The following is a 12,724-nucleotide window of genomic DNA, read 5'->3' on the forward strand; positions in this document are numbered from 1 at the left end:
AATTTAGGGAGAGATGGTCTTGACCGATAAGCTGACTATTGCGGGGGTATACAACTTAACACCGATGCAAGAAGGAATGCTGTTTCATTCCTATTTGAACCCGGCTTCCGGCGCATACTTCGAACAGTTCTCCTGCACCGTCTCGGGAAGGCTCGATGCCTTGATATTGGAAAAAAGTTTTAATGTTCTGATCGACAAATATGATGTACTCAGGCTTAATTTCATCCATGAGAACACGAAAAGTCCAAAGCAGGTTGTATTCAAAAAGCGCTTCATGCCTGTGTTCTATAAGGACTTATCGTCGTTTGACGTAAAAGAGCAGGAGCGGCATATCCGCAGTTACATCCAAGATGACCGGAAGAAGGGGTTCGACTTGGCCAAAGACGTACTGCTTCGTGCGGCCGTGCTTCAGACCGGTGAATTCAGTTATAAGCTGATTTGGAGCTATCATCATATTATTCTGGACGGTTGGTGTTTAAAAACAATCGTTGAGGAATTGTTTGACGTCTACAAATCACTCAGCCAAGGGACGTTCTCATCGGTGGAAGAGGCACCGCCTTTCTCACGGTACATCCAGTGGCTTGACAGGCAGAATCGCGAAGAAGCCCGAAGTTACTGGGCAGGATACTTGGAAGGTTACGAATCCGATATTGAACTGCCGTCCTTTGGTATGGACACCCAGGTGGGCCGAAATGGCCAAGACCGCAGGGAGGCACAGCAAGAAGAGCGGGCTGTTCAAGTGGATCGCACCTACAAAATAAGCCAGGAAACAACACATAGGCTGGAGCAGCTGGCCAAAAGTCATCAAGTGACTTTAAACACGGTGCTTCAGTCGGCCTGGGGCTTGCTAATGGGGCGTTATAACGGAACCGAGGATGTGATTTTCGGTTCCGTCACCTCCGGCCGACCGGCTGAAGTGGAGGAGATCGAGAACATGGTCGGACTGTTCATCAATACGGTTCCGATCCGCATCACCTTCCAAGGCGGGATGCCGTTCTCTGCATTAATCCAGGAGGTCCAACAGGCTTCCTTAGAAACACAAAGTTATGACTTTTATCCGCTGGCTGAGATTCAATCCCTGACTTCCAAGAAGCAGCAGCTGATCTCTCATATCTATGCTTTTCAAAATTACCCGGTGAGTGCAGATCCTCTGGATGAAGAGGAAGCGGCGTTTGTAATTACCGAGCTTGAAGATTTTGAACAGACGCATTATGACTTTAACCTGATTCTTATGCCGAACGACGGGCTCCAAGTCAAATTCAAGTATAACTCGGCCCGGTATGCCCAGGTCGCAATGGACCGTTTGTTCGGACATTTCGAGCAGGTACTCGATCAGATCAGCGGCAATGCGGACATCCTGATTCAGCAAATTTCAGTCATGACAGACGACGAGAAGCAGCAAATCCTGCATCAATTTAACACCGTCGGTGAATATCCAAGGGATCACACGATCGTGCAGCTGTTCGAGCGTCAGGCTGAAAAGAACCCGGGAAATATCGCTATCGTGAATAAGGAACACAAACTAACTTATGCGGAATTGAATGCGCGGGCTGATCATCTGGCATCCCGGCTGAGAAGAAAAGGCATCGTTCCAGACAGCGTCGTGGGCTTGATCGGCGACCGTTCCCTGGAGACGGTTGTGGGGATGCTGGGTATTTTGAAGGCGGGTGGCGCCTATCTGCCTATTGATCCGGAGTACCCGGAAGAACGCATTGCCTTTATGTTAAGGGATAGTGAAACGAGATGGATCGTTACGCCAGAGTGTTATGCGGATAAGTATATGGACGGAGTCGAATCTATTATTCTGGATCGGGAAGGGTATGATTGTTCTCCTGCTCTGATGGATAACCATGCAGCTGACAGGGAGAAGATTATTACGCCCGCAAATCTGGCCTATGTCATGTACACCTCCGGTTCGACGGGGCGTCCTAAAGGGGTGATGATCGAACATCATAATGTGGTACAGCTCGTGCAAAACAACAGCTATGTCCCTTTTGAACCCGGCGATCGCATTCTGCAAACCGGAGCACCTGTTTTTGACGCCTGCACCTTTGAGATTTGGGGGGCTCTTCTGAATGGTCTGGAGCTGTATATCATCGATAAAAACTCCATTCTGGATGCACAGCTGTTAGGAGAAGCGATTCGTGAATACCGCATTACAACGATGTGGCTTACGTCTCCCTTGTTCAATCAGCTGTCTCAATTAGACCCGACTTTATTCCGTCCTCTTCGCTTTCTAATCGTCGGCGGGGATACGCTTTCTCCCAAGCATATTAAGCTGGTATCGGAACAATGCCATCATACAACCATCATTAACGGGTACGGGCCGACTGAAAATACGACGTTTTCCTGCTGCTATACGATCCGTTCGTTCGAGGAAAAAAGAATTCCAATCGGTGGACCGATTGCCCATTCTACGGCTTACATCGTCGATGCATACGGGCATCTGTGCCCTGTCGGTGTTCCGGGAGAACTGTGGGTCGGTGGCGATGGGGTCGGGAGAGGATACATAAACAATCTATCCCTGACTTCGGAGAAGTTTATTGCGAGTCCTTTTATCGAGGGAGAACGAATTTATCGTACGGGGGATCTGGTCACCTGGCTCCCGGACGGAAGCATCGATTTCATAGGCCGGTTGGATAATCAGGTTAAAATACGCGGTTTCCGTATTGAAACCGGGGAAATAGAAAGCCGGATTCAAATGCATGACAGCGTGAAGGAAGCTGTAGTCACAGTAATAGATAAGGGTGACGGTCTGAAATCGTTGTGTGCTTATGTGGTCGGTGCGGAGCATCTCGATGCGTCGGGTATGAAACGGTATCTTTTGAATGATCTGCCGGATTATATGGTACCTGTTCATTGGATATTTATGGACCAGCTGCCGCTTACTCCGAATGGCAAAGTCCATCTTCAGGCATTGCCTGAGCCCGAAGAGACAAATGCTCTTGGGGACGAAACGTTTACTGCGCCTCGGAATGAAACGGAACAAAAGCTGGCGGACATTTGGAGCGCTGTTCTCGCCATTCCTTCCATCGGGGTGAATGATCATTTCTTTGAGCTTGGCGGTCATTCACTGACGGCATTAAAGTTAGTCACAGAAATGAAAAAGCAATTTCAGATCCAGCTCCCTTTGAGCGAGATATTCCAGAAGCCGATACTGGCAGAGATGGCGGCGAGGATCAACAGGAACGAAGAGGCGGAATTTGTTGGAATCGAGCCTGCTCCCCAAGCCGAGTTCTATCCGGTGTCCTCCGCGCAAAAGCGCCTGTATGTTTTGAATAGTATGGCAGGAATTACAACAGCGTATAATATGCCGTTTATCCTGCAAATCGAGGGTAAGCTTGATGCTGAACGTTTGGAACAATCTTTCCAATTGTTGATTTCCCGGCATGAGTCTTTACGTACTTCTTTTGTGTCTCTGCATGGGGAACCCGTTCAGAAGGTGCATGAGAACGTATCCTTTGCCATAGCGGAATTGGAGTCTCATCCTGAAGAGGATATAGAAAAAATCGTTGACCGGTTCGTCGTACCGTTTGATCTCGCGAGTGCTCCCTTACTGCGGGCAGGACGATCCACCATAGGGGAAGAAAGCTGCCTTCTGATCATTGATATCCACCATATCGCTGCCGACGGCGCTTCGATTGGAATCATCGTTCAGGAATTCTGCGAGCTGTACAACAGTCTGGGTAAAAAAACAGATGCAAAACTTCATGCAGGGCAGCCGGCTCAGCGTGTTCAATATAAAGATTTTGCCGTTTGGCAGCGCAACCAGTCCGGTTCCAAGGAGAAGCAGCAGCAGGAGAATTACTGGCTTGATCAGTTTGCCGAAGAGCCGCCCGTGCTTAACTGGTTGACCGATTATCCACGACCACAGATTCAGAGTTTTGAAGGAGCCTTTTTCTCCGTAAATCTCGATAAAGAGCTGGCGCTGAGGCTGAAGCAGCTGGCCAACGAAACGGGAGCCACCTTGTATATGGTTATGATGGCTGCCTACAGCATACTGCTGTCCAAATATGCCTCCCAAGAGGATATTGTAATCGGATCTCCGACGATGGGCAGATCTCATGCGGACGTGCTCCAAACGGTGGGTATGTTCGTCAATACGCTTGCTTTGCGTGTGAAACCGGGAGGAACAAAAACATTCGATCAATTCCTGAGTGAAGTAAAACAAACGACGCTTCAGGCTTTCGAGCACCAGGACTATCCATATGAGGAGCTTATCGAGAAGCTCGGACTCAGACGTGATCTAAGCCGCAACCCGCTGTTTGACACGGTATTCACGCTTCAAAACCTCGGTATTGAAGAGTTGGCTTTAGATGGGCTTACCGTACGTTCCCGTTCATGGGATGGACGGATGTCGAAGTTTGATTTGACATTGACGGTAACGGAAAATGAACGAGGAATGTCCATTGAAGCAGAGTATGCTTCCAAATTGTTCAAAGCCGGGACGATCGAGCGACTGATGACGCACTACATTGAGGTTTTGAGATCAGCATCTGCCAGCAGGCATATCAAGCTGGAAGATATTGAACTGCTTCCGCTGAAGGAACGGACCCTCATCCTGGAACAATTCAATGGTCCCCAAAAGGACTTTGCAAACAGCCGAACTGCTTATGAGTGTTTTGCAGAACAGGCCAAGCGAACGCCGGATCGTACTGCTGTTGTTTTTAAAGATCGGCAGGTGACTTACCGCGAACTGGAGGAACAAACGAGCAGACTTGCTTACGTTCTGGTGGAAAAGGGCGTAAAACCCGGGGACATCACGGCAATCATGGTCGACCATTCGGTCGAAATGATTGCGGCAGTGCTTGCAGTATTACAAACAGGTGCGGCGTATCTCCCCATCGACCACGAGTACCCTGCGGATCGTATTACTTACATTCTGGAGGACAGCAAGGCTGGACTGCTGCTGACAAAAAACGAACTGGTACAATCGAAAGAATTGAGCGTTCCCTGGATCGATATAGAAGAAGCCCTAGTGTCGAACCGTAAGATTCATATGCAGGAGTCGTTCCCCACACCTAAAGGTTCGCCCACCGACTTGGCCTATGTGATCTATACGTCAGGCTCTACGGGGAAACCCAAAGGGGTGATGATCGAACACCGCTCCCTGCTCAATATGACAGGATGGTATCAATCGTACTACGGGCTGACGCCAGAGGACAAAAATACCAAATATGCCGGATTCGGCTTTGACGCCTCCGTATGGGAGATATTCCCGTCGCTTTTGTCTGGCGGTGAGCTTCATATTATTCCGGAAGAGATTCGATATGATGTGCGGCGATTGGCGGATTACTATAACGAACAGGGCATCACTGTCAGCTTTCTGCCAACGGCCGTCTGTGAGCAGTTCACCCAGTTCAGGAACGATTCACTGCGTGTGCTGCTTACCGGAGGAGATAAGCTCAAGTCTTATCATCCCGGATCTTATGAGCTTGTAAATAATTACGGGCCGACAGAAAACACCATTGTGACGGCAGCTTTCAAAGTGGACGGCGAATACGATAACATCCCGATCGGCTCCCCGATTGACAACGTAAGGGTGTATATCCTTGATAAAAAAGACAAGCTTCTGCCGATCGGCATTCCTGGTGAACTATGCATTGCCGGAGACAGTTTGGCACGGGGATATATGAATAGAGACGATTTGACAGCGGAGAAGTTTACCGCTGATCCGTTTCACACCGGGGAAAGAATGTACAGAACCGGTGATCTGGCTAGATGGCTGCCTGACGGAAACCTGGAGTATTTGGGACGGATGGACGAGCAGGTCAAAATTCGCGGTTACCGCATCGAGCTTGGAGAAGTGGAGAATGTTCTGCTCAAACAGGAGGGCATTGCAGAGGCTATCGCAGCTGTGGTTCAAAATCCGAAGCAGGAAACAGAATTGTGCGCTTATATTACGACAACCCAAGAGCTTTCCATCCGCGAGCTTCGTGGACGTCTGGGGCGGGAACTGCCGGAATATATGGTCCCTGTTCACTATGTGGAACTGAACAAAATTCCGCTAACCTCCAACGGAAAGGTGGATCGCCGTGCACTTCCGCAGCCGGACTTTGCATCTGCGGCGGATAATTATGTGCCACCGCGCGGCGCATCGGAACGAAAGCTGGCCGAAATATGGTCGGGAATTCTTGGAACGGCCTCCATCGGAGCCTACAGCCATTTCTTTGAACTGGGCGGGCATTCACTCAAAGCGGCAGCGCTGGCGGCCCACATCAAGGAAGCTTTCCAGATTGACTTTCCGTTAAGCAGTGTTTTTCAACATCCTGTGCTGGAACAGATGGCTGCGGCAGTTGACGCTTTGGAGCAAACAAGTTATTCCCCAATCACAAAGGTGGCGGAGAAGGAACATTATCCGGTGTCGTCGGCACAGAAGCGCTTGTTGATTCTCAACGAGCTTGTAGGGGCGGGAACAGCTTATAATATGCCTTTTGTTTTACAGCTAACGGGGCAGCTGGACCGTGCACGGCTGCAGCAGGCATTCAATACCCTCATTCGCAGGCATGAAGCATTCAGAACCTCGTTTCGATTTGTAGAAGGGGAGCTGATGCAGATGGTGCATCACGACGTATCTTTCTCTGTTCAGGAGCTTGAGGCACCGGAAAATCCAGACCATATGGCGGAAATGATAGAGCGGTTCGTTGAACCCTTCTCCTTACAAAAGGCACCGCTTATGCGTGTAGGTCTGGCTAACATGGGAGAGGACAGGCATATTTTGATCATCGATATCCATCATATCGTTTCGGATGGAGGATCGATCCGCCTTCTTGTTGAGGAACTGAACTTGCTGTATAGCGGTCAGGAGCTGGATGATAGCCCATCACGTATTGAATATAAGGATTACGCGGCATGGCAAACGGAGATGTTTCAATCGGAAAGCTACGCGAAACAGGAACAGTATTGGCTGGAGCGTTTGGCAGGAGAGCTGCCCACTTTGAACCTTCCGGCAGATTATCCACGGCCGCAAATTCAGAGTTTCGAAGGAGACGCTTTGTCTATTGCAATCGATGGTAAATTAAGCTCACGAATTGTTGGGGCTGCTGCCCAGACCGGAACTACGTTATACATGTTCCTGTTGGCCGCATATAACATTCTTTTGTCCAAATACGCAAACCAAGAAGATATTATTGTCGGCACACCGACCTCCGGTCGACTGCAAAAGGAATTGGATGGTGTCATGGGTATGTTTGTCAATACCTTAGCAGTTCGAAATCAGCCGGAAGGAAGTAAACGATTCATTGACTTTTTGGGGGAAGTTAAAGAGCATTCGCTGCAGGCATTCGAGCACCAGATGGTTCAATATGAAGATCTGCTCGAAAGGTTGAATGTACGGCGGGATGCCAGTCGAAACCCGCTGTTTGATACGATGTTTGCTGTGGATAACGTCGGCGTTGGGGAATTACGGCTTGGTGAACTTCTAATAGAGCCGTATGACTTCGATAACGGTACTTCCAAATTCGATCTGATGGTTACGGCAGCAGAAGAGGAGGCACACATTCGCCTTGATGTAGAATATGCTCGTAAGCTCTTCCTTAAAGATACGGTGGAGCGGATGATGGCGCATTACGTTCAGATTCTGGAGAACGTGACCAGAGATGTGGAGATCCGGCTCTCCGAGATCGATATGCTGACGGAAGAAGAACGGCATCAGATCATCACGGATTTTAACAATACGAAAACCGATTACCCCCGGCAAACCATTCACGAACTGTTCGAGGAACAGGCAGCTGAGCATACAGAAAGCATCGCGTTGGCATGTGAGGGTATCGAACTGACCTATGGCCAACTGAATGCCAAAGCAAATCAGCTTGCGGCGCTGCTGCGGGAGAAGGGCGTAGGGCCTGATTCAGTCGCTGCCATTATGGGTGACCGTACGCTGGAAATGATTATCGGGATGCTTGCCATTCTCAAAGCGGGAGGCGCTTATCTTCCCATTGATCCTGACTATCCGCGCGACCGGGTGGAATATTTCTTCCAAAACAGCGGAGCCAAATGGCTGCTTGCTCGAAGCTGTTATGCTGATCGAGCAGCCTGCGGCGCAGAAGTCATCTCGATGGATCATCGTCAGCTCTCTGACGAAAGTGCCCCGAACCTGCTGCATAAGACGGGTACCGACAATCTCGCCTATGTCATGTATACATCGGGATCAACCGGACTTCCTAAAGGTGTTATGGTAGAACATCTGGGTGTCTCCAGATTGGTGAAGAATACTAACTATGTTCGCTTCAGTCCGGAAGACCGGGTCCTGCAAACGGCAGCACCCGTATTCGATGTCAGTGTATTTGATATATGGGGGGCGCTGCTGAACGGAGCAAGGCTGCACCTGGTTGACAAACTTACGCTGCTGGACCCAGTCCTCTTTGAATCTGCACTTCAGCAGCATGACATTACGACTTTATGGTTAACGTCGCCGTTATTTACACAGTTTGCTCAACACAAGCCAAGCATGTTCCTCAGTGTAAACTATTTAATTGTCGGTGGAGATGTTCTCTCCCCGAAACATATTCAGCAGGTAAGAGAGCAATCCGGTCCGTTAACCGTTGTAAACGGGTATGGACCTACAGAGAATACAACCTTCTCCTGCTGCTTTGTTATTGATAAGGCGTACGTAAATAGCGTTCCGATTGGGCCGCCTATCAGCAGCTCTACCGCCTATATTGTCGATAGGTACGGGAATTTGAACCCTGTCGGTGTTCCCGGCGAGCTTTGGGTAGGGGGAGACGGCGTGGCTAGGGGATATATAAACAATGAAGAATTGTCGGCGCAGAAATTTTTCTCCAACCCGTTTGTTCCCGGGGATCGGGTCTACCGGACCGGGGATGCTGCCAAATGGCTTCCAGACGGCTCTATCGAGTTTATCGGCAGAATGGACAACCAGGTGAAAATTCGGGGATTCCGGATCGAAACAGGTGAGGTTGAGAATGTACTGCTCAGTCATCCTTCCGTGAAAGAAGCTGTCATTCTGGTCAAACAGGTAGGAGGATCACAGGATAAAATCCTCTGCGGATATGTTGTGGCAGAGGTTGAATTGACCATACAATCGTTAAAGGAATTTATGGCACAGCACCTTCCTGACTACATGATTCCGACCGTAATTTTATTTATGGCTCAGCTTCCGCTCAACGTGAATGGTAAAGTGGACCGAAAAGCGCTTCCCGAGCCGGATTATGATGTAACCGAGACGGAATATACTCCGCCAAGGAATGAGATGGAAGCTGCAGTTGTGCAGATCTGGTCGGAAGTGCTTGGACTGGAGCGGGTTAGCGTCCACAACAATTTCTTTGAAATCGGAGGACATTCCTTAAAGGCCATGCAGGTTGTTTCAAAGCTGGGTAATCTCGGCTTTGAACTGAGTATAAATCAGGTGTTCGCCCATCAGACTCCTGCCGAGCTGGCGGCATCTATGGTACGTTCCGTAATGGTAGAAACGGAGCACCGTTTGACGGATATTCCTGCGGCGGAGCAGTGGCTCGGGGAACGCCTGGATCGCACCTGCAGCTGGGAAAATTATTCCGTTGATGGTGAAGAATTCATGGTTCTCTACATTTCAGGGATGGATGAGGGACTGAAGCGGAGAGCAGAGAATTTGATTGCTGCACACCTGGACGAGCGGATTCAACCGCACTTCATTGAAGATGCTTCGAGGGCGCTGGCATCGGCATCAGAACGGATCCTAAGCAGGCAGGAACTGAACGACCGTTTGGGTTTGCGGCAAATGAATGGTACAGACTGGATAGAGTCTATCATGGATTCAATCTCACAGAAGCAGAAAGAGTACGCCCAAGGCATTACAAATCAGGCAGTAGTCAAGGAGTATGACATATCGCCTTCGCAGACGTATCATTTCAAACATAAAGATGTGTCTGGTACGATGGTTAAATTCAGAAAAGGGATTCAGCCGGAGTTGTTGGGCCGAGCCCTGCAGCGAGTTGTATCCGCCGAGGAAGTCATGCGCAGTGTACTCCTCGAAGATACTGAAACGGAAACCGTACGTTGGCGATTGCATGAAAGTCCGGAGCAGCTTGATCTACCTATGCTGGATATTTCCAGTTTTGAATCGGAGTCGCAAAAAGATATGCTGCGGGCACTTATGAAAAAATTCTTCATCAGGCCATATACGAACAGCGATCCATTAATGTACAGGGTGCTGCTGGTCAAGCAAAATGTAAAGGAATACGTGCTGCTGCTCCCATTCTCACATACGATTTTCGATTACATGAGTAATGAAATTCTGCGTAATCGAGTAATCCATGAATATGAATCCCTATGCCAAGGGAACGTTCAGGAAACGAGAATAAGCCGGACCTTTACGGATTTCGCCGATCAGATTCGCAGAGGACCGGAAGGAATGTCGGCGGCAAGATTTAATGAGCTTTACAATATTTCGTCGTTTGCAGACGCTGCTGGAGAAATTGCTGTCAGTATGTATCAGCGCAGCGAACTGGACCCGGCAAAGATTATGGTGCTGCACCACAGTGTTCCGTTTGAAATGGATTTATCGGAAACGCCGGATGAAGAGCTGAAATGGAAGACTGCTTTGGGGATCTGCGCTGCATTTTTCGGAACGTACTTCGGTAAAACGCGAATTCCGTTATGGATGACACATTTTGGCAGACAGTATCAGGATCAGTCCTACTTCGATATAGTCGGTGAATGCATAGATTATATTCCCCTGTTGTTGGACTGCGAAGAAGGAATGGAGAGGCAAACCGAACAAATCAAAGAGATGCTGAAATCCGCCTCTGAGCATAACATCCATTTTGCGAATCTGTTGTACAACGAGTCGATTGATCCGTCCTTTGCGGATGCGGCGCAGCGGTTGGCCGCAGCCCATCAGGAGATGCCAATCAATTTCAACTATTTGGGTGAACTCGGCACGGAAACGGATTTGGACTATCTGGAAGAAGATGGCGTGAATTGTGATGAACCAAACCGGATCTTGTGCATGGCATGGCATCAAGAGAATCAGATTCACCTGACGCTGGTTATTCCTGCGGAAGAGAATCCCGATACTCTTCGCAGCATGCTTAATGAAGCTGCACGGAAGCATATGAAGGGTGTAAAAATATGAGAGACTCAACCAACATCATCGTTTTTAGTCTAAGCAGATTAATCACCGAACTGGGAACATCCATTTTTCGTTTTGCACTCAGTCTGTATGTTCTGGATCTTACCGGTTCATCAAGTATGTTCGCTTTAGTGTTGAGCTTTACCTATATTCCGGGTATATTCGTCAATATTATCGCTGGTGTGTTTGTAGACCGCAGTCGCAGTAAAAAAAGGATTATGATCGTCTGTGATTTCCTATGCGGTATTTCAGTTCTCACGCTTATGTTCTTGTTTCAGTCGTTTCACGACAGTATCTGGCTGTTCGTTGTTTACTCGATGATCTTGAGCGCGCTTCAAGCGCTCTTTACTCTGACGGTAAACTCATCCGTTCCCAACATTGTCTCCCCGGAAAGAGTTCCGACGGTCAATTCCAGTACGCAGAGCATCGCCGCCCTAATCGGTATACTGGGACCGGTGATCGGTGCAGCGGCGTACAGCAAATTTGGGCTGGAGCATATCTTTTTGATTGAGGGAGCCGCGTTTATTCTCTCCGGGTTTTTGAATTTGTTATTGAAATTCACCCCGCGCAAAGAGGAGATCGGGGAATCAAAGCCTTATTTTGAAAGTGTAAAAGAGGTTTACAAATACATTCGCGGCCGGGCTGCGATTAAGTATCTGCTGCTGATTTTTGTTTTTATTAACTTTGTGATTGCTCCAGCAGTTTCTCTTATCCTGCCCTTTATCGTGTATCAAGCGCTTGATATGACGCCGCAGCAGTTATCATTTATTGAAGCAGCGCTGGCGGCAGGCGTAATTATAGGGGCCGTTATTGTGTCAATACCGGTCATCAACCGGTTTATTACCAACAAAATCTTCATTCTAATCCAGATTCAGGCGCTGATGATTGTCCTGTGGATGTTCCCACAGTGGCCTATCTTTGAAGCAAGCACCAAGGTTGTACTTATGGTAGGTTTCATGATTGTCTTGATGTTTACCGGGATACTCAACACAATGGGCAATATTCCAATGCTTTCTTATGTTCAGCTCTATATACCCGAGCGGATAAGGGCCAGCGTTTTGGGGGTGGTGAACACTGTAATAACGATCGCTGTACCTATAGGAATGGGAGTATACGGTGCACTTCTGGAAGTCGTAGACTGGTACTATATCACACTGGTTTCCGGTGTGGGTTTACTTGCGGTCGGCATCCTGGCTTATCGTAACCGTGATCTCAGAGAGTTCTTTACTCAAGGCATGGAGCCTGAACCTGAACCTCTAAAAGTGGCCGAAGTACACGAAGCCTGACACATTCTATAGAAACAGCAGCATCGGAACCGTCAAGCCTGAACTGGGGATGCAGTCAAAAGCGAAAGACAAGTTTACTTTTTTGTTTTCAAAGCATGTCTCTCGGTCCCGGGTATTTTATAAAAGAGATCATATCGGACTTGGTTAAACAAGACGGATATGATCTTTTTTATATGTCTTTTGTTTTTTGGCTGCCTGCCGGGCACCTCACTTACTCTTCCACATCGCTTAGTTCATAAACACAAATCCTGCATAATACATATCAGAAAGTGGGTTCGCCTGGTCATTTTATGAAGAGAGGCCACAATGGTGTATACTATCGATAGGCATATTTTACCTTCACCTTGCTGACGGATAATTCGAGTGA

Annotated in this window: 2 protein-coding genes; both read left to right on the forward strand. The window is 48.5% G+C overall.

Going from position 1 to position 12,724, the window contains the following annotated elements:
- Positions 1 to 19: 19 nt before the first annotated feature.
- The gene (locus ABXS70_RS06460; protein ID WP_366294827.1) at positions 20 to 11,074 is read left to right on the forward strand and encodes an amino acid adenylation domain-containing protein; all 11,055 of its coding nucleotides are present in this window, start codon (positions 20 to 22) and stop codon (positions 11,072 to 11,074) included.
- On the forward strand, positions 11,071 to 12,357 hold the full coding sequence (locus ABXS70_RS06465; RefSeq protein WP_342552000.1) for an MFS transporter: 1,287 nt from the start codon (positions 11,071 to 11,073) through the stop codon (positions 12,355 to 12,357). The genes ABXS70_RS06460 and ABXS70_RS06465 overlap by 4 nt, the downstream gene beginning before the upstream one ends.
- Positions 12,358 to 12,724 lie beyond the last annotated feature (367 nt).

The sequence above is a fragment of the Paenibacillus sp. AN1007 genome, from assembly GCF_040702995.1.
Classification (GTDB): domain Bacteria; phylum Bacillota; class Bacilli; order Paenibacillales; family Paenibacillaceae; genus Paenibacillus.

Coding starts and splice junctions, on each gene's coding strand:
- ABXS70_RS06465 (WP_342552000.1), top strand. CDS start 11,071: ATGAGAGACTCAACCAACATCATCGTTTTTAGTCTAAGCAGATTAATC.